The sequence below is a fragment of the Ruminococcus sp. 1001713B170207_170306_F1 genome, assembly GCF_015668065.1.
GTDB classification, from domain to species: Bacteria; Bacillota; Clostridia; order Lachnospirales; family Lachnospiraceae; genus Blautia_A; species Blautia_A faecis.
The window spans coordinates 23,251-43,305 of the sequence record NZ_JADPEX010000009.1 but is presented as its reverse complement, the minus strand read 5'-3'; the positions used below and the strand labels follow the sequence as shown (position 1 = coordinate 43,305).

The 20,055-nt window shown below is 46.3% G+C and carries 13 protein-coding genes; all 13 read left to right on the top strand.

The window, feature by feature from the left end; genetic code table 11:
* Positions 1–11 precede the first annotated feature (11 nt).
* The 13 genes from I4V84_RS07515 (at position 12) to I4V84_RS07455 (ending at position 20,023) form a co-directional block, all read left to right on the top strand.
* Positions 12–1,751: a hypothetical protein gene (locus tag I4V84_RS07515; protein ID WP_207748634.1), complete on the top strand. Its 1,740-nt coding sequence runs from the start codon at positions 12–14 to the stop codon at positions 1,749–1,751.
* Positions 1,752–1,916: 165 nt separating this feature from the next.
* Entirely contained in the window at positions 1,917–2,438 is a 522-nt protein-coding gene (locus tag I4V84_RS07510) for a DUF4430 domain-containing protein (RefSeq protein ID WP_195991510.1), read from the top strand.
* 336 nt (positions 2,439–2,774) lie between these two features.
* A complete protein-coding gene (locus I4V84_RS07505; protein WP_177968197.1) occupies positions 2,775–3,659 on the top strand; it encodes a leucine-rich repeat domain-containing protein in 885 nt (294 codons plus the stop codon).
* On the top strand, positions 3,652–4,692 hold the full coding sequence (locus I4V84_RS07500) for an energy-coupling factor transporter transmembrane component T (RefSeq protein ID WP_226855067.1): 1,041 nt from the start codon (positions 3,652–3,654) through the stop codon (positions 4,690–4,692). The genes I4V84_RS07505 and I4V84_RS07500 overlap by 8 nt, the downstream gene beginning before the upstream one ends.
* Positions 4,689–6,449 carry an ABC transporter ATP-binding protein gene (locus I4V84_RS07495; RefSeq protein ID WP_118580660.1) on the top strand — a complete coding sequence of 587 codons (1,761 nt, stop codon included), beginning with the start codon at positions 4,689–4,691 and terminating at the stop codon, positions 6,447–6,449. The genes I4V84_RS07500 and I4V84_RS07495 overlap by 4 nt, the downstream gene beginning before the upstream one ends.
* Positions 6,428–7,336 (top strand): ECF transporter S component, encoded by a 909-nt coding sequence (locus I4V84_RS07490; protein ID WP_237925520.1) that lies wholly within the window; start codon positions 6,428–6,430, stop codon positions 7,334–7,336. Before I4V84_RS07495 ends, I4V84_RS07490 begins: the two co-directional genes overlap by 22 nt.
* A gap of 52 nt (positions 7,337–7,388) precedes the next feature.
* The gene (locus I4V84_RS07485; RefSeq protein ID WP_195991509.1) at positions 7,389–8,366 is read left to right on the top strand and encodes a prenyltransferase/squalene oxidase repeat-containing protein; all 978 of its coding nucleotides are present in this window, start codon (positions 7,389–7,391) and stop codon (positions 8,364–8,366) included.
* 52 nt (positions 8,367–8,418) lie between these two features.
* Positions 8,419–9,357 (top strand): MoxR family ATPase, encoded by a 939-nt coding sequence (locus tag I4V84_RS07480; protein ID WP_118580669.1) that lies wholly within the window; start codon positions 8,419–8,421, stop codon positions 9,355–9,357.
* Positions 9,354–10,520 carry a DUF58 domain-containing protein gene (locus I4V84_RS07475; RefSeq protein ID WP_195991508.1) on the top strand — a complete coding sequence of 389 codons (1,167 nt, stop codon included), beginning with the start codon at positions 9,354–9,356 and terminating at the stop codon, positions 10,518–10,520. Before I4V84_RS07480 ends, I4V84_RS07475 begins: the two co-directional genes overlap by 4 nt.
* Positions 10,445–12,778, top strand: a complete 2,334-nt coding sequence (locus I4V84_RS07470) for a transglutaminase domain-containing protein (protein ID WP_195991507.1) — start codon at positions 10,445–10,447, stop codon at positions 12,776–12,778. The genes I4V84_RS07475 and I4V84_RS07470 overlap by 76 nt, the downstream gene beginning before the upstream one ends.
* Positions 12,779–12,796: 18 nt before the next feature.
* Entirely contained in the window at positions 12,797–14,194 is a 1,398-nt protein-coding gene (locus tag I4V84_RS07465; protein WP_195991506.1) for a DUF4430 domain-containing protein, read from the top strand.
* Positions 14,195–16,036 (top strand): hypothetical protein, encoded by a 1,842-nt coding sequence (locus I4V84_RS07460; RefSeq protein ID WP_195991505.1) that lies wholly within the window; start codon positions 14,195–14,197, stop codon positions 16,034–16,036. It abuts the gene before it with no gap.
* A 24-nt stretch (positions 16,037–16,060) separates the two neighbouring features.
* Complete coding sequence (locus I4V84_RS07455; RefSeq protein WP_195991504.1) at positions 16,061–20,023, top strand: cadherin-like beta sandwich domain-containing protein; 3,963 nt, start codon at positions 16,061–16,063, stop codon at positions 20,021–20,023.
* Positions 20,024–20,055 lie beyond the last annotated feature (32 nt).

Sequence of the window (20,055 nt, the reverse complement as noted above, 5' to 3'; positions counted from 1 at the left end):
TTTGTTATTGCATGAATATAATAGAAATGCAAACACATTATCACTTTTTTATATTGCTAGGTTATGAATTTAATTTGTGCGGAGGGAAAAGAAGCCGCTCATATATTTGGGGTAGAGAAAGAGAGGAAATTTACATGGAACCAGAAAAGATGGTTTGGGATTTTAAAACTAAAATTATAAATGAGGCCAGTGAGAGTAAATGTCCGGAAGAACTGCTTAGTAAGCGTTCTCTAACAACTGCTTTTTGGCGATTTACAAGAACGTGGGGAAAAGAAGAAACAGAATACTATTTAAGACAATACGAAGAAAAAAGCAAACATGATAGCACATTAAAAAGGAGTGATTATACATATTACTTTGTTTTACATTTTGAACATAACAGTGATGTGGAAAAAGAATATCTGAAGCTGAAAGCGGCTAAGGGAAAGAATGAGAAAACGCTGCTGGATAATCAAGAAAAATTACAAGAAATGTTGCGTGATATAGGCGAAAATAGGGAACTGAAAAAAGAAAAATGTAAAATTAAGGATTTCAAAACGCAAAATGAAAAAGAACTAAGAGAACTGAAAGAAAAAGGTACCCGATTTTTGATAGAAACGGCATGGAAAAATTGTAGTATTCCAGAATGGCTTGGCTTTCTTAAGTTTGATTTTCCAATCGCTTGGCCGTGGAATGCAGAAAATGCAATTGATAGGGAAAAAAATTATATTCTCCTATATGAGTTTCCAGTAATGGAATGCGAAAAAATGCTAGCATTGAAAAATGAAGACGAAGACAAGTTCATAGAAGCAATAAAAAATAACATTGTTAAGTATCATATTCCAGAAAATATGCTGAAAATAACTAGGGAAAATGTATATCTGAATAATAGGGTGGAAATTATATCAACTTCAATTGAATTGTTCCAAAAAGGAAAATATAAAGCATTTGTGTTCTTGGCAATGCTACAAATCGAAGGATTATTAAAAACACTATTTCAATTTGTTTGGGGAGACAAATCGGAAAACGATGGACTAAAGAGTATAGCTGATAAAATAAGAGATAAGGATAATTTTGGAAAATACATTTATCTTGCATATGAGTTACCGGAATTGAGAAACCACATCGCACATGGAGATATGATTGAAATAGATACAAAACTTGCTTGTGAAATATTGATGGTTCTTAATCGACTTATAAAAGAAATCGATTCGGAGGAACAGGATTACAAAAAAATTATAGCGTTTTTAAATGATGTCAGTACAGCCGATTTAAAAACTCTGGCAAGTAGATTAAATTATTATTTTAGCTCTATAAATAATGTAGAATATTGTGGCTTGTTTGAACGATATTTAAAAGGTGAGTTTGATGATGTTATTCAATGGTACCATCTTTCTGACAAAGATTGTGAATTTAAGAAAATCATTCAATCGGATGAATTTTATCTATCCATATGGAACAAAGATCCTCTGTTTACTACGACTGTTGAAAAAGTACAGGTACTGGATGGATCCGTAAAAGATATAACGGTAAAGCATTATTCGGAGTCTTTACAGTATGAAGGAATGGTACAGCTATTATATAGGCTTTTGAATGGGATGGGTAAAAGCCATAAGTATAAGCCCGTTCCGTTGAACTGGTATGAAAAATACAGTGCGTTTGTTAAGCAGGCGAATGAGGCAAAACACGATACTTTGAAAAAAGCAGGAATTGATCTGGATGCAATAGAAGCAGAAGTTGACAAATTAATGGAGCAGGAGCCCAATGATTAAATCTACATAATGGCTGTGCAAGAACGTAAGTTTTGGAAAATAGGATATAGAGTCTAAGTTTAACTTCTGTTGGTGGCTGATCGTTTCTTTGATTTCAGATGACAGTCCCCTCAAACAATGCTACAATACCTGTAGAAAAAGAATACCAAAAAGAAAGGAAAGCGTATGAACCAAAAACGAAAAAAGTGGTCGGTCCTATTCTTAAGCCTGTTACTGCTTCTATGTGGCAGCGTGTTTACAGGGTGTGGGGGAGAGCATTCTTCCGGGGAGCCTGCGACCTGTACGATCGAGATCTCCTGTGAGACGGTCCTGGATCACATGGAGGAGTTAAAGGAAACCAAAAAAGAGTTTGTCCCGGAGGATGGACAGATCCTAAAAAAGACAACGGTCTCATTTACCACAGGGGAGAGTGTCTTTGATATTTTAAAAGCCATCTGTGGGGAAAAGGGGATTCAGATTTCTTCGAAATACACCCCATTATATAACAGCTACTATGTGGAAGGAATCAACCAGCTCTATGAGCTGGACTGCGGAAAAAATTCTGGCTGGATGTATAGTGTCAATGGGACATTTCCAAATTATGGGGCATCTGCGTATAAGCCAAAAGACGGGGATGTGATCTTGTGGGTGTACACCTGCGACCTTGGAAACGATGTGGGAAATCCCTACCAGGGAGACGAAAAATAGCAAGGTAAGCCCACAAGGTTCTAAACCACTAATCATGCAAAAATATTCATAGATTGCCAAAATTTGACAGATACCATTTCAAATGCTATAATAACAATATTTGATATAGGTAGAAATATCAGAGAACGAAAAATCAAATAACCAGACATGGTTCAGCCAGATAAGGCTGATTTAGGAAAATTCGGTGCGATTCCGGAACCATAATCACTGTATGAAATCAGCGGTACATAACAGCGCATTTTAAGTCAGCATATTCCACTTGTCGTAAAGGACGGAGGCTCATCGAAGTAATGGGGCTCTGTTTTTGTTACCCTAAAAAGCGGAGGAAAGAAAAGAATGCGTGTTTATAAAGATGAAGAAATGCGCTGGAGTATGTTGCGGTATGACAGCCGGACATTTACAGCACAGCAGGCAAAAATGTTAAAGGGGGATGTTACAAGGAAGGAGATCCCGGAAAAATATATCTACATTGACGATGGCTGTTTTCGGGCAGATGGACGGATGCGGGAAGTCATTCTCCCGCCAAATTGTAAGATCATTGGACGGGAAGCCTTTTTCCAGTGCCAGATCCGAAAGGAAGTTGTTCTTCCTAAGACAATGAAGGAAATTAAACGGCGGGCGTTTTCAGAAAATCACAGCCTGCGTGCAGTCCATTTTCCAGCGTCTTTAAAAACCTTAGGACCAAAAGCTTACCGTGATTGTACCAATCTATTAAGAGCCGTGTTTGCAAAAGACTCAGAGTGCCGGGAAATTCAGGAGGGAGCATTTGATTCCTGTTCCAAGCTAAAAAGACTGGTGCTGCCAGACCACGTTGAAGTGATTGGAAGTAAAGCGTTCTTTCGGTGCAAGGAGTTAAAAAAGGTAATTTTCCCAGATACCTTGAAGGTAATCGAGGCAGAGGCGTTTCGGTTTACAGGCCTTGAGGAATTAAACCTTCCGGAAGGTTTAGTAGAACTTGGCGATAGTGCCTTTTTCAAATGCAACAACTTAAAACATGTTGTGATCCCGGAGAGTGTGGATGTGATCGAACGCTGGGTATTCCATGGCTGCAACCGGCTGGAAAGTGTGGAAATCCGTCACGATCCGGAGTATGTCGGTCCGTGGATCGTTAATAAGAGCTGTACCATTCGCTGTTATAAAGGCAGCAAGATGGATGCCTATTGTGATGAGTATGAACTGAAGAGGGAGTATATCGGTGCCGAAAGCGTTGTCAATGAATAAAGAAAAAAACAACAGAACGTGTGCAAACCTTACGGTAATGGATACCTTTTCTGCCTGTCATCCTTTTTTGAATTTTTTCTATTTTACAGTGGTACTTTTTTTTACCATGTTCAATCAACACCCGGTGTTCATCGGGATCTCTTATATTGGAGCATTTTCCTATTCGTTTTTATTAAACGGATGGGAAAAGACTCTGAAACAAAGCTTTCTTCTTACTCTGCCAGGTCTTCTCATTGTGGCACTATTAAATCCCATGTTTAATCATTACGGGGTTACCATGCTGTATTATGTAAAAAGCAGCGGCAACTGGATCACCCTGGAAGCACTTGTGTACGGTGTGGTGCTTGGCGCTGTGATGTTCGTAGTCATCCAGTGGTTTTCCTGTTACAATAAAGTGATGACAACGGATAAATTTATCTATCTGTTTGGGCGGATCATTCCGGCGCTTTCCCTGATCTTATCTATGGCGCTTCGGTTTGTGCCAAGGTTTACTGCACAGTTAAAAGTAATCCGAAGCGGGCAGAAAGCCATGGGACGGGATGTATCAGAAGGAAGCCTTTTTGCGCGTATCCGCCATGGGCTTAACATGCTCTCCATCCTGGTTACCTGGGCGCTGGAAAACGCCATTGAGACCTCTGATTCCATGCGAAGCAGGGGATATGGTCTGAAGGGAAGGACTGCGTTTTCCATTTACCATTTTACAAGAAAAGATAAGTATGTCCTGGGAATGATGATCGGACTGTCTGCTATATTTACAGGGGGCTGTATCAAAGGGGCTGCCTATGCAAGTTATGATCCCAGAATCCTGTTAGCTGGCTTTACCATCCAGGGATACGCGGCACCCATTTCGGTTTCCCCGTTACTTGCCCTGCTTACTTATCTTTGTTTTGCAGCCTTTTGTTTTCTTCCAGTGCTGCTGGATGTGACAGAAACCATCCGCTTTTCCTATAGCAGGAGAAAAGAAACGGCGGACCTTGAAATGACGTATCAAAAAATTTACCAGACTCTGGAACAGGAAGGAACAGACAGATGAATCTTGTAGAAATAAAGGATTTCGGGTTTTCCTATCCGGAAAGTTCCAGAAAAGTTCTGGAGCATGTAAACCTGAACATAAAAGAAGGAACCTTAAATGTTATCATGGGAAGGAGCGGTTGTGGAAAAAGCACCCTGCTTCGCCAGTTAAAAAGCGTGCTTGCACCAGCTGGAGAAAAAGAGGGAGAGATCCTCTATCGGAATATTCCGCTTAGGGATACCGACCACCGCACACAGAGCCAGGAGATCGGGTTTGTGATGCAAAATCCGGACAACCAGATCGTGACCGATAAGGTATGGCATGAGCTGGCGTTTGGACTGGAAAGCCTTGGGTATGACAATGCCACCATCCGGCTTCGGGTGGCAGAGATGGCAAGTTATTTTGGTATCCAGAAGTGGTTTTATAAAAATGTATCGGAATTGTCAGGCGGGCAAAAACAGCTTCTAAACCTGGCTTCCGTGATGGCCATGCACCCGTCTTTACTGATCCTGGACGAGCCAACCTCCCAGTTGGATCCCATTGCAGCCTCCGATTTTCTGGAGACCGTGAAGAAGATTAATCGTGATATTGGGACTACTGTACTGCTCACCGAACACCGCCTGCAGGATATCATTCCGTATGCCGACCAGGTGTTTGTCATGGATGAGGGTACCCTGTTTATGGAAGGGACACCCCGGGAGATTGGAACCAAATTAAAGGAACAGCACCACGGCATGTTTTTATCCATGCCGGTTCCCATGCAGATTTATGCAGGGACAGAGAGCACCCTTACCTGTCCCCTTACCGTAAGTGAGGGCAGACAGTGGATCCGGGAATATATAGAAGAAAAAGGAATAAAAAAAGAACAGATCCAGCAGGCCAACCAAAGGTTGGAAAGACAGGGGGAGAAAAACAAAAACGAAACGGCAGGGCTTTTTGGGCATTTCAAGCGCCAGAAAGAAAATACGCCCCCAGCCATCCAGATGAAGGATGTCTGGTTTCGGTATGAAAAGGACAGCCCCGATGTCATTCAGGATCTGTCACTGGAAGTAAAAAAGGGAGAATTCTATGCCCTGGTAGGGGGAAACGGAACCGGAAAGAGTACCACCTTATCTTTACTTGGACGAGTACACCAGCCGTACAGCGGCAGAATCTACCTGGATGGAAAGGATCTTCGTTCCTTTTCCGACCGGGAGTTATACGGTGGGTATCTTGGTGTTATGCCACAGAATCCCCAGAGCATCTTTTTAAAAAAGACGGTACTAGAAGACCTCTATAGCGTGATCGGCGGAAAAAAAGAAAAGCCGTCCAGCGAGTACCCCATTTCCATGAAAAAGGAAAAAGCCATCGAGGGGATTGTAAGCCTTACCCATTTGGAAGGGTTGCTTAACCGCCATCCCTATGATTTAAGCGGCGGGGAGCAGCAGCGGCTTGCCCTTGCAAAAGTGCTTCTTCTTCGCCCGAAGATCCTTCTCATGGATGAACCGACCAAGGGAATGGATGCGGAATACAAAGAAGAGCTTGGAAGTATTTTAAAGAAGCTGCAATCCCATGGAATGACGATTTTCATGATTTCCCATGACGTGGAATTTGTAGCCGAGTATGCGGATACGACAGGCCTGTTTTTTGAGGGAAATGTGGTGACAAGCAAAAAGACAAGAGACTTTTTCGCTGGAAATAATTTTTATACCACTGCGGCAAACCGTATGGCAAGAGGTCTGTTTCCAGAGGCAGTTACCGGAAAGGATGTGGTGTCATGCTTGACGAATCCCAGTTAGATGAATTTCTGGATGAATTCTTTGGGGAAGAAAAACCAGCTTCGGATGCCGCCCGTTTAAAGAATTCGGGAAAACAAAATCCTTTCCATCGAAAAGAAGTTCCTTCTGAAGAACTGGAAGAATATACCCTTCCGTCCGACGGAATGATTATCCGCCAGATGGAGCGCCAGGGAAAGGTAAGCCGCCGCACCTGGTTTGCATTTGCGGTCATGCTGATCGTGGTACCAATCCTTCTATTCTTCTCGGTGAAGATATGGGGAGGGCGAAAATACCTGCTCTGCAGCCTGATCGTGGTAATGGCAGCCATGCTTCCCTTTTTTATGATGTTTGAGGGCAGGAAGCCAAAGGCAAGGGAGATCATGGTAATCTCCGTATTAGCTGCCATTGGCGTAGCAGGACGCGCCGCCTTTTTCATGGTGCCAAGCTTCAAGCCTGTGGCTGCCATCGTGATCTTAACCGGGATTTCCTTTGGCGGCGAGGCTGGATTTTTAGTTGGCAGCCTTACCATGCTGATCTCCAACATGTTTATGGGGCAGGGCCCCTGGACACCCTGGCAGATGTTTGCCTTTGGCATGATCGGATTTCTGGCAGGGATCCTGTACCAGAAGGGGATTTTAAAAGCCAGGAAGTTCGATCTTTGTATCTACGGATTTTTAAGTGTCTTTTTAATTTATGGAGGCATTATGAATCCTGCCAGCATCCTGATGTCCTACGGATATATTACAAAAAGCAGCCTGATCGCCTACTACATTTCAGGCGCCCCCGTGGATCTGGTACATGCAGCTTCCACCGTGATCTTCCTATGGCTGCTTAGCCGCCCGCTTCTGGAAAAGCTGGAGCGGATCAAGGTGAAATATGGGCTGATACAGGAATCAGAGAACCGGTAATAGAAAATAGATGTAAGTGGAATTTGATTTTTAAAAGAAGGAGAAACGAAAAATGTTAAATCCCAAAAAGAAAAGGACTGGATGCTATCTTGCCGGAATTCTGGCGGCGGCAGCAGCCATCAGCCTGTTATCTGGCTGCGGTGGTGGGACACCGTCCTTAGAGGAAGCATTAAAGAAAACTGCTTCCTATGAACAGACAAGTATTCCCTCCCCAGCTTCCGATTCCCTCGGCGGAGAGTGGACGGTGATCGCACTGGCACGCTCCGGGAAAGCGGCAGAGGACGGCTATTACGAAAAATACAGGGCAAACTTAGAAAAGCGCGTCAAGGAGCAGGAAGGGGTATTAAGTGAAAACCGCTATACCGAGTATGCAAGGGCTGTCCTGGCTTGTAAGGCCATCGGGATCAATCCTTCCGATATTGGAGGGTATGACCTTATAAAGTCCCTGGAAGATTTTGAGGCTGTAACCGCGCAGGGGTTAAATGGAGCCGTGTATGCCCTTCTTGCCTTAAATGCGGACCGCTCGGACGTAGACGGGGAACTGGAACAAAAGTATCTGACCTACATTGTGGGACAGGAAAAGCCATCCGGTGGATTTTCCTTAGATGACAGTTCCGATACCGCAGATGTGGATCTGACTGCCATGACCTTACAGTGCTTAGAGCCCTATGCCACAGAGGAAGAAATCAGTGCCATCATTGACCGTGGCGTGGAATTTTTAGCGGATGCGCAGGCAGAGGATGGCGGTTATGAGGCGTATGGGGATAAAAGCTCCGAGTCCGTTTCCCAGGTAATCCTTGCGCTTAGCACGTATGGAATCGACTGTAACAAGGATGCACGTTTCCGGAAAAAGGAAAAAGGGCTTTACGACAACCTGATGGAGTATTATAAAAAAGATGGAAGCTTTTCCCATCTATTAGACGGGGACAGCGATCCCATGGCTACCGACCAGGCGTTTTGTGCAATGGCGGCATACAGCCGGTTTTTAAATTGCAAAACCAGTTTTTATGATATGAGCGATACCAATTGACACATAAGAAAAAGAACCTGGATCAGCCAGTAAAAAGGGCAGGAGGAAAGAAATGGCAGATAAGATCACACAGCTTCAGAAGGAGCTTGGAACCATTATAAAAGGAAAAAAAGAAGTTACGGATAAGATTATCATGGCAGTGCTGGCAAGAGGACATGTGCTTTTGGAAGACGTTCCTGGTGTTGGAAAGACAACCACAGCTTTGGCACTTTGCCGTCTTATGGGAATGGATTTTAACCGGATCCAGTTTACGCCGGATGTAGTTCCTTCCGATGTAACCGGATTTACCATGTACGAAAAACAGACGGGCAGATTCATCTACCGCCCAGGCGCGGTGATGTGCAACATGCTTCTGGCGGACGAGATCAACCGTACCTCCAGCAAAACCCAGGCAGCCCTTCTGGAAGTCATGGAAGAGGGAAAGGTAACGGTAGATAACGAGACACATCCGGTTCCGCAGCCCTTTGTAGTCATTGCTACAGAGAACCCTACCGGCTCTTCCGGAACCCAGATGCTGCCGGAATCCCAGTTAGACCGATTTATGATAAGCCTTTCCATGGGCTACCCGGATCACGAAAACCTGGTAGAGCTGCTTCGGGACCGGCAGACAAAAAATCCGTTGGAGAACGCGAAAGCTGTTATTACCAAAGAAGAAGTTGTTATGCTTCAGGATCAGGTACAAAAAGTATATATGGCAGATTCCATCCTGAACTATATTGCAACCCTTGCAGAGGCAACCAGAAACCATCCGATGATCACACTTGGTCTTAGCCCCCGTGGAACCCTGGCTTTATGCCGTATGACAAAGGCGGCAGCCTTCATGGAAGAACGGGATTATGTGATCCCGGAAGATGTAAAAAAAGTATTCACAGATGTAACCGCACACCGTATGATCCTGGATTCAAGAGCCAGATACCAGGAGCAGAGTGCGAAGGACATTCTGGAAGAAATTTTAAAAGATACATCGGCACCGAAGGTAGAGGGAGAATGAAAAACAGGATTTTACTACTTATATGGTTCATATTGCTTGCCCTGGCTGCGGTTTTTACCGGAGTCTGGGTATATGCCGTCCTTTTGCTTTTGTCCGCCCTTGCGGTAGTGGCGTTTTTGCTGCTTGGTTTCTTTTGCGGAAAAAAGATCACTATGAAGCTAAAGCTCCCCAAAGCTGCGGAACAGGATGGAATCTGGAAGGGGGAGCTTCAGATCGCAAATGGCTCTGTCCTTCCGGTATTTCTAGGAAAAGGCAGCCTGCATTTGGAAAATCATTTTACTGGGGAGAAGATGGAGCTTCCGTTTTCGTTTTCCCTTAAAGGAAAGGGGAAAAAAGCCATTGACTTCCAGGGAAAAAGCCAGTGGTGCGGTTGTATTTACGCCACCTTACACACCTGGCGCTCCTATGATTTCTTTGGTCTGGCAGGGCAAAAGAGGAAGGCGGGGCTGTCCGCTTGTACGGTGGTGATGCCCTGTGAGCAAAAGGAAGATTTTCAGTTTCTCACAAAAGAGGGCTTTGACATGGAGAGCTTCCGCTATTCCGGAGCCCGTCCTGGGGATGATCCGGGGGAGACCTTTGATATCCGGGAATACCAGGAGGGGGACAGCATTCGTCAGATCCACTGGAAGTTGACCGGCAAGTTAGATAAAATGATGATCCGCCAGAGAAGTTTCCCGGTGGATGATACGGTCCTGATCCTGGCAGAGCCCTATTTAAAGGAAAAAGCTCCAGCCGTAGCACAGACGCTTGGTGAAGTGTTTGCCGCAGTTTTAAATAGTTTTATGGAACAGGGCATTTCCTGTCAGGCAGGCGTGTTTGACCACAGCACCGGACATTTTTACATTGAAAAAATACGCACCCGCGAGGATTATGAAACTATTCTCTATTTATTCCTCCGCCACGGAGGGGAGGGGGAAAAGCCCTGCACCATCACAGAATATCTTCACACTCCGGGACAACAAAGATTTGCAAATTATATTTATATTACAGGCACCCCAGAAGAGGAAGATCTTAGAAGCCTTCGAACCCGGGGCGAGGTAACCGTTGTAGGCTGCGGAATCGCAGCGGATAAAGGAGAAACCATCACATGGAAGTATGGATCACAAGACAAGAAGAAAAACATAGAAGATACCTGCCCGGTATCCTGCTGGAAAGTATCCTGATTTTTCTGGTAAATGGCGTTGGTACCTTTGCGCTTTTGCATACCCTGATTCCGTCTGTGAATGGGATTCCTTTTTTGGTGAGCGTCGCTGTCACCGCCCTTTTCTGTGGCTTTCTTTTCAGGCTTCGGGAACATTTGGTTGCTGCGGTTTTCTCGTTAAGTGCAGCTGCCGGGATCTGCCTGTTTGCATTTTCTGGCATGCTCTTAAATGGATTCCTTTCGCTCTGGAACCAGCTTGCAGAAGTTCTTGGGAAAAAAGCAGGGATTTATCTTACCATCTACCAGCTGAAGGATTCTGGAAAAGCAAATGGGGAGCTGGCTGCTTTTATTTTCCTTGGCATTGCATGTGGGCTGCTTGGCTTCTTAATCCTGAAGCTTCGGTGGTATGTGCTGCTCCTTCTTTTTGCGGCAGTCCTTCCGGTGGTTCTGGTAAAAACCAGCCTGCTTCCAGATACCAGGCTTTGTCTTTGCTTTTACGCTGGAACCCTGTTAGAATTAAACTACATGACGAAAAATAAAGGGGGAAACTTAGGTAACGCTGCCGATGTGTCCGCTTTTATTGCCGGGGCATTTGGTCTTCTTCTGGTTTCCGTTTTCGGGGGTGTGTTCCTTCAAAGCCTGGTGCCAAAGAATGAGTACCAGGACTCCCAGCTTGTGGCAAATGCCAAAGAAGAGGCATTAAGTGGACTTTCCAGGCTCCGCTACAAAGGGCAGGGGGCAAATTCCCTTCCAGATGGAAAGTTAAAGCAGACCGGAGCCTGGAGTGCGTCATCGGATACGGCATTTGAAATTACCATGGAGCATCCGGCTTCTTTGTATCTGCGTGGCTTTGTGGGAAGCGTTTATGACGGCTCTTCCTGGACGGAGATTTCCACGGAAGAGGCCTATGAAGAAAAAGACTTGTATTACTGGCTTCACCAGGAGGGCTTTTATGGAGAAACCCAGCTTCTAAATGCAAGAAATCTGATCCAGGACGATTCCCTCTCCAGTGAAAAAGGAATCATTTCGATAAATAATAAAACGGCAAGCAGTAAATACCTTTATACCCCGTATGAGCTCTCAGGTCTGCCAGACGGCTACACAGGCGAAAACGCCCAGGCGGACAGCACCCTGTACGCCAGAGGACTGTTTGGAGAAAGAACCTATCGTTTTTCCTCCCTTGGAAATCTGGTAAGTGATTTTACCACCCTTGGAGCAAAGGTCTATCAGACATTGACCGCTGGAAATAATGCAGGGGATGGCGGCGCGGATGCCGTCAGTTCCTACCGAAGCCAGGAGAGTTATTACAATACCTTTGTTTATCAGGAAGATACCGCTCTTCCAGCGTCCTTAAAAACCCTGTTTCAAAAGGAACTTGGAGACGGCGGAAACCGGGAGGAAGGACATACCGATTACTACACGGCAATCACCAGGATCCGCTCCTATCTGGAAAAGAACATGACCTACAGTTCCCAAACGGATGTCTTTTCTGAAGACGGGGATTTTACAGAGAATTTTTTAACCACCTCTAAGATCGGGCACAGCGTTCATTTTGCAACAGCGGCGACGCTTATGTTCCGCTATTATGGCATTCCCGCCCGGTACGTGGAAGGGTATCTGATCACCCCTCAAGATGTAGATGGGAAAACAGATGGCGAAACTATCGAAATCCCGGGAACTAACGGACATGCCTGGACAGAGATCTACATTGATGGACTTGGATGGGTTCCGCTTGAAATGACACCTTCCTATTACGGTATTATGGAAGAAGCCAATTTAAAAACAGGGCTGGAAGCAAAAGGAAAGCTGGCTGCTTCAATCCCAGAGACAGAATCACAGCCGCCAGTGGAAGAGAACATCCGTACCAATTTCAGCCTGAAGCTGGCATTGTTTGGAATCGAAAAATTCCTTCTTCTGTTTTTGATCGTATTTGATACGTTTATGTTTCTGTTTATCCTGACGGTGATATTCTTAAGAGCGTTTACAAACCGAAAGAGAAGAAAGTGCTTTGCCTCCCAGGACACCAAACTGGCAGTGAGGGCCATGGCTGGTTATGCCAGAGCGTTATACGAGCATGGCACACAGTATTCAGATGAGACCACATTACTCTATGAAAGAGTAAGAAAGATTGGACAAAAGGCAGCGTTTAGCCCCCATCCGGTATCGGCCTCCGAACGCCATGATACGGCAAGCTGTATCCGGCATTTAAAAAAGGAATTAAAAGCATCTGCAAGCTGGTATGACAGATGGATCATGAAATACATTGAAAGACTTTATTGACAGGAAAGGAGGCTGTTTATGAAAGAAAAAAAGAAAAGAAAAATACTGGCAGCGCTCATTCCTGTGGCAGTGCTTTTTCTGGCTGCTGTCGTTTTTGCACAGGGCGTATTAAAAAGTGAGCCCGAGGCAGTACCAAACCCGGTGCAGGGAATCAGTGCAGACAGCTCCTTAAAAGGGTATCTGGGAACCGGTTTTGCCTATGCAGGTTCTAAGAATGATGGAAACGGCGAGGAAATGGCAGAGCAGCAGGAACAGGCCCAGCTTCTTCCAGAAGAGACACCGACTCCTACGGTTACGCCGGAGCCGACAAAGGAACCAGTAATGCAGACGGTGACACCAACGCCTGAACCGGAGGAGAGCGTAACGCCCACCCCACAGGCAACTGTGACGGAAACGCCGCCAGAAAATAATAACAATACAAACCAAAATCAAGAGAATCAAAGTAATACGATTGAATATGATAACCAGGATGAACCAGACAATTCCGAACAGCCATCGGAAACACCAGATGCGGATGATAACCGGAACCAGGACGGGGCGCAGACTCCGGATGAGGATCTGCCACCTGTTACCCCGGCACCGGAAGAGCCGCAGATCACTGCGACACCTGCCCCTACGGAAAGTCCAGAGGAACCGGTAGAAGATAATTACCCGAAGATTGCCACAGACCTTACCGATGGGGAGACGGTCAATGCTTCTTACCGTACCTTTTACATCCAGGCAACCGATCACTATGGAAACAGCCTGGGTGCAGCGTCTGTTTCTGTAACTGGAAACGGACAGCAGCTGAGCTGTCAGGGACAGCCGGCGGAAGGCATTTTGGCTTATCGCCTGGAACTGGCAGAGGGTGCCAACACCATAGAAATCAAGGCAACCGATGAAGAGGGATATACCACCACACTTCCTGCGTTTACCTTATATAAGGGCGAAGATGCAGGACCACAGGTGGCAGGCTCTATCACCATCAGCATTGAAGCGGGTACGGTAGGACTTGGAACCATTCTTCCGGCAACGTCCATCGAATATTACCAGGGAGAACAGTTATCTTCGGTTCTGCTGCGGCTATTACAAAATACAGGTTTTGATTGGCGCAACAATGGGGATGCCACCAGCGGCTTTTACTTAAAAGCAATCGGAAGGGGCGGCATTTCCGCAAATGCAGCTATTCCGGATGACCTGATGGCGCACTTGCAGGAAGTGAACTGTCAGTTATCCGACCACGATTCCAACTGGCTTGGAGAGTTTGATTTTACCATGGACTCCGGCTGGCTGTATTCTGTGAACGGTGAATACATGAGTGTTGGAATGTCTTCCTATTTCCCAGCGGACGGGGATGAGGTAAGACTTCGATTTTCTCTTTATTCCGGTGCCGATGTAGGCGGCGGGGTAAACGGCGAGACATGGGGGGACTGGTAAATGAAAAAAAGATTAGTAATGGGAACCTTAACGGCAGCTCTGATTGCTGGAAGTGTCCCTTATGAGATATATGCACAGCAAGAAGTGATGATACAAAGCGAAGAAGGAGGACCAGAAGAGCCTTCGGAACCGGAACAGCCGGAGCCTGCTCCAAGTGAGGAACCACAGCCGACCATGGAGCCAGAGCCCACTGTGGCACCACAGCCGACCGTGGAGCCAGAGCCTACACAGGCACCAGCTCCAACTGAGACTCCACAAGAGCCGACTGCAACACCGGTTCCGGAGCCAACTACGGCACCAACAGAAACTCCGGCTCCAACCGAGATTCCACAGCCGACTGCGACTCCAACCCCGGCTTTGGTGAGCGTGAGACTTCAAATTGAGCCGGGAGATGCCAGTGGGGTGATACTGGATGCAGAGGGAAACCCGGTTTCTGCAGAAGAAAATGGACGGTATTCTCTTTTACAGGGACAGGCGTATGAACTTTATGTCCGTAAAGAAGGGTACCAGGAATTCTACCAGAAGATCACGGCAGATCCTGCGGTGACGGAATATACTATCACCCTTCTTAGCGGCAACACAGCCTTAAAGGGCTTGTATGTTTCCAGTTCCGACAAGTACGGAAAAGGAATCTTAAAATTAAGCCCGGATCTGGCTCCAGATAAGGAAAAATTTGAGGCTTCCTACGATGGCGAACGGCAGAGCCTGAACATCTGGCCAGAAGTAGAGGATGAAAAAGCTTCTGTTAAGGTTTATGCCATCAGCGGTATCAAGGCAGGAACTGTAGAAAAAGATGAGACCATCACGGGAACGAAAGACAACAAAGACCGCCTCTACTGGAAGATCTTTTTTGCCGACCAGGAAAAAGAGGCGAAGGTCCGCCTGGAAGTAACGGCAGAGGATGGAACCACCAGAGACTATTATATTACCCTGACACTTACCGACAAAACAGCACCTGTTTTAAAAAAGGTCAGTGCCAGCCGTATTTCCACAGATACCGCTTCGGCGGTCTATAAGACCTCAGAGAAAGGAACCTGTTATTACCAGGTGATTGAGGCAGGGGCAAAAGTACCTTCCCTAGATACAAGTGGGAAAGGAACAGAAGTATTAGCCGGAACCAATACCATTACCCTGACTGGATTATCCTCCGGGGAAAAAGACCTGGTGATCGTGGTAAAGGATGCAGCGGGAAATGTAAGTGATTCTTTAGTCATGGGGATCCCGGATATAAAAACAGCCGGTACCCCTGGAAACCTGGTACATGGCTCCGACCATGGCGGAAATAAGTCCCAGGCCACTATCCCAGGACAAAACGGCGAGGGTTCCTTATCCAATTTAAAACAGGTGGAGGGAAGCAAAGCTGGAGGCAAAGAGGGGGAGAAAACCACTGGGGAGATTAAGGCTTCCTTAAAGCTCCAGGGGGAGAAACAGACTTCTTTGTTTGGAAATATGAAGACAGCTGACACCAAAAAAAATGAGTCCCCGAAGTGGACAGACCGGACAGGGAAGAAATATGCAAAGGATTTAAAGCCTGGCTATACCATAGCAGGGGAGAAGGTGATGGAAAAAGCCACTCCCTCCCCGGTGGTAGAAGAAAAAAGTGAGGCGTCAGATGGTTTTACAGAAGAAACGAAAACCACAGTTACAAATACAACTGGAAAGAACCAGGCTCAGGAGGAATCTTTTGCAGGAAGTGTGACAAGAGGAATCCAAAAAGCAAGTCTGACAACAAAATTTCTTCTGGTGATTGCGGTATTGGAAACTGGTTTTGCTCTCTTTTTTGTAACGGCAAAGAAAAGGTTTAAAAAAGAAAGCAAGAAAAAGCCCAAAATAACGGCGTAAGCAAAGAAAAGAAGGGAGAACTGAATGAAACCAACAATGAAAAAATGGCTGACCGGACTTTTGTCTGCGGCCCTGTTAGCTGGAAATCTTCCGGTGTATGCGTTAAACACCGCTTATGCCGCAGAAGAGGATGGATTTTTTACAGATGAGACGGATTCTTTTGAGGGTGGTTCCCAGAAATCCGAAGACACACAAAGTGAGGATTCTTTTGCAAGCGTTTCTGAATTTACCGGGTTTACCTCCGGGGAAGCAGAAGAAGATTTTTCAGGAGAAGAGGACTTTGAAGCCTCTGATTCCCAGGAGGGATTTGAAGGGGAGACAGATCCTATCATCATGCCAGAAACCGATGCGCAGGATGAGGGTGGCTACCTTCAGAACCTGACCTTATATACCAGCCAGAGCGGTGCTTCTACCGTAGGATTAAAGCGTATGTCTGATCTTGACGCAGAGTTTGGCGGCAAGGTTTATGTGGCAGAATATGGTTCCAACATGGATTCCGCATCCTTCTGGATCACAGCGGATCTGGCAGGGAATGCACCGGAGGGATCCGTCCTTCAGCTGGAAACCACGGGACTGGACGGAGAAAAACAGAATGCGGAAATGTCAAAAAGCGGATACACAGATGGTACCCGTTACAATATAGCTGCCTCCGTTTTTGCAGCCGGAGAAAATGGCTCCAAAAGAGCACTTTATACTATCACCGCAGGAACAGAAGGGGACAAGCAGGTTTACCAGATCCTGGTAGAACGCCGTCTTGACCTTTCCGATCTCAAGGCCTGCCTGCCGGATGACAAGGACCTGGCAAAAAATATCCTTCCGAAATTTGACACCACAGGAACTACAAGGGACTACGAGGCAACGGTAGTAGTTTCTACCGCTTCTTTACAGGTGGTTCCAAAAGCGTTTTCCGGCAACTGGTATCAGCTTGCCATTTCCAGTGAAAATGTAACCACAGGCGAAGTAAAAGAGGTTCCGTTTTCTTCTACAGATACGGCTGTGAGCGTTCCACTGGCAGACACCGGTGATACCAAAGTGACGCTCTCCATGTCAGAGGCAAACACCTATGCGGATCCTGCCCTGGCAGAGAAAACCTATACCTCCACAGGAACTTATACTATCCTGGTGCATAAAAGTACAAGCGACAAGGTAAGTTTTCAAATTACTCCGGAGGATGCGGTCATCAGCGTATATGACAAGGATGGGGAGCGCCTTACCCCTTCCGCCGATTCCCTGATGGTTTATGAGAACATCCTCCAGGGAGAAGCCTATACCTGGAATATTTCTAAATATGGCTATATTTCCCAGCAGGGCAGCTTTACCGGAGGCGAGGTTTCCGATATTACCGCAGAACTGGTAAAACAGGATGCCACGCAGCCGGAGATCACGGACAATGACTGGATCAATTTCCGAAATAGTGATACGAATAACGGCATTACCGGAAGCAGCACCCCAACCAGTGCGGATTCCACCCTGTTAAAATGGGCTACAAGGATCGGAGTGGGCTGGGAGGCAGCCATCACACCACCACTGATCCTGGGCGGAGCAGTTTATGTAGCGTCTGGACAGTTTATCTATAAGCTGGATAAAAACACAGGGGAAATCCTTCAGACCAGCGAACAGCTCTCTGGAAATATGCAGTATGCCATGATCCCCCTTACCTATGCAGAGGGAATGCTCTTTGCACAGATCGGCGGCGGTCAGATCCAGGCGGTCAGTGCTACTTCCTTAAAGTCCTTATGGATCAGTGAGTCCCTGGGAGGTCAGACACTTTCCCCGATCACTTACAAGGATGGTTATATCTATACCGGAACCTGGAATTCTGAGACCACAGCAGGCTCTTATTTCTGTCTGTCTGTTACAGACGAGGATCCATCCACAGGAACGGAGATTAAACACTGCACCTGGAAATACAACCATAAAGGCGGCTTTTACTGGGCTGGTTCTTATGCCTCATCCGATTACCTGATATTTGGTTCCGACGACGGTTCTTCAGAAGGAACAGATACCAACTCCGCCATCCTGTATTCCGTAAACACACATACCGGATTGCTCCTGGATAAGATGACAAGCCATGGAGATATCCGTTCTACTATCGTTTATAATAATGGTTATGTATATTTCACCACCAAAGGCGGGTATCTGTACCGCGTGCAGATGAATGCAGACGGCACCTTTGGAACTGCCTGCAGCTATAACCTTGGCGGCATGGTAACTGCTTCCCCGGTTGTATATAAGGGAAGGATCTATGTAGGTGTCTGCGGAAATGGCGAACAGTTTAGTTCCGATGGCGGTCATCATTTTGCAGTCTTAACTGAAACCGCTTCCGGGATCTCTCTGGCATATAACGTATCCATTCCAGGCTATCCCCAGGCAGCGCCTCTTCTGTCCACGGCCTACGAAAACCAGGATTATAATGGAGATGGACAGGCAGATGGAAGAGTCTATCTGTACTTTACCTACAATGCAAAACCAGGCGGTATTTATATGTTATCCGATGAACCGGGACAGACTTCCGGAACAGCCGTAGAGCTTTTCCGTCCGGCAAGTGACCAGCAGGAATACTGTATCAGTACCATCTGCGCAGACCGGGAAGGCACCCTTTATTACAAAAATGATTCCAATTACTTGATGGCTCTGGAAACCAACGGGGCCTATTTAAACAGCGTGACAGCCACGGCAGATACTGGAAAAGTGACCTGGCCTTCTGCCTTCCGAAAGGATACCTTAAAATATAACTTAACGGTAGCGGAGAATGCCAGCAAGGTAACCTTTGCTTTGAAAGCACCGGAAGGCTGTACCATAACCGTAAATGGACAGGCGTATGCAGGAAGCTTTGTGGCGGATGTAAGCAGCGGCTCCACAGATATAAAGGTAACCGTAAGCGGCCAGGGAAAGAGCCGGGAATATACCTTCCACATTTCCCAGGATATTTCTACGCCGGTTTTGGCGAACATGACGCTTAGCACCAGCAATACCTACTCCAATACGGCAAACCGGATTTCATTGTCCCCGGAATTTAGCAGCGTGACAACCAGCTACCGGGCAATCTATAAAGAGAGCAGGGAGTTTTTAAATATCTTTGCAGAACCGGCAGACAGCAGCGCATCCGTCACCGCTGTGGGAATCCGCGGTACCAGCAAGGTAACGGTACTTGGAAAAGTAACTGGAAGTGGCGCAGCACACAGAATTGCCATGTATTTTGATAAGACCAATCCAGATGCGGAAGCAGAGGTAAAAGTTACCGTAACCACAAAGTCTGGAAAGACAACGGATTATACGATTGTGGTACAGCGTACCGATACTCCATCCCCGACACCAACTGTAACTCCGGTTCCAGCTACCCCGACACCCGTTCCGCCGACTCCGACACCAACGGAAGTCCCGGAGGTATTTGGCCCCTGGACAACCGTATCGGGGGCAACCGTATTTGCCCCGGAAACCCAGAAGCGCACCAGCAACAAGGGAAAAACGGAAACCCGTACAGTGGGAAGTAAACTTACCCCCACCATCAAGGTAACGGCCTCTAGCATTAAGCTGAAGGTAAAACAGTCTACCACAAAAGTGAAGGTAACCGGTCTGGCAAATGGGGATTCCATCAAGAGCTGGACTACCAGCAATAAAAAGATCGTAACAGTGACCAGAAAAGGTACCATAAAAGGCTTAAAGGCTGGAAAAGCAAAAGTCACCATCACCCTGGCGAGCGGTAAAAAACAGGTGATTAATGTGACTGTTCAAAAGACGGCGGTGAAGACAACCAAGATCACAGGCATTGCGTCTAAGGCAACCTTGAAAAAAGGCAAGAAGCTGACCTTAAAGCCAGTCATCAGCCCGATCACCTCCCTGCAGAAGGTAACCTATACCACTTCCAATAAGAAGGTGGCAACCGTTACGAAAAAGGGTGTGATAAAAGCCAAGAAAAAAGGAACTGCCACCATTACGGTAAAATCAGGTTCCAAATCGAAAAAAATTAAGATCACAGTAAAATAAAAAGTGGAACAGGCAGCAAGGCCTTGCGGGGC